Source organism: Kosmotoga sp. (assembly GCF_982836095.1).
The window spans coordinates 20,701-21,011 of sequence record NZ_CEYIHJ010000015.1; the positions used below are offsets into that span (position 1 = coordinate 20,701).

Genomic DNA, 311 nt, shown 5'->3' on the forward strand with positions numbered 1-311 from the left:
ATCGCCAGAGGAAGTAGCAAAGGAGCTTAGAGAAGCTTTGGATTAGGCTCTGAAAACGGAGGTTAAATTTGGGTACTTTCGCTTCTCAACTTGCGCCAAAGGGGATCAATATAGGCATAGGTTAGCCATTCTTCAATGCAGTGAAGTTTTTTTCTTCCCCTGGGGGTTAGCAAATAAAGCTCATCTTTTCTCGTTAAATAACCCATGACCCTCAACGATTCAAGCAAAAAGCGAAGTTTTTTATTTGCCTTCGGAAAGTATCTATTCAGTTTGCTAAAATCGAGTTGACCAGTGTAAAGCGCCCAAAAGGA

1 pseudogene is annotated in these 311 nt (G+C 41.5%); it reads right to left on the reverse strand.

The features are described 5' to 3' along the window. Positions 1 to 62: 62 nt before the first annotated feature. Positions 63 to 311: pseudogene (locus AC3LHT_RS02245) on the reverse strand (radical SAM protein); the annotation flags it as partial.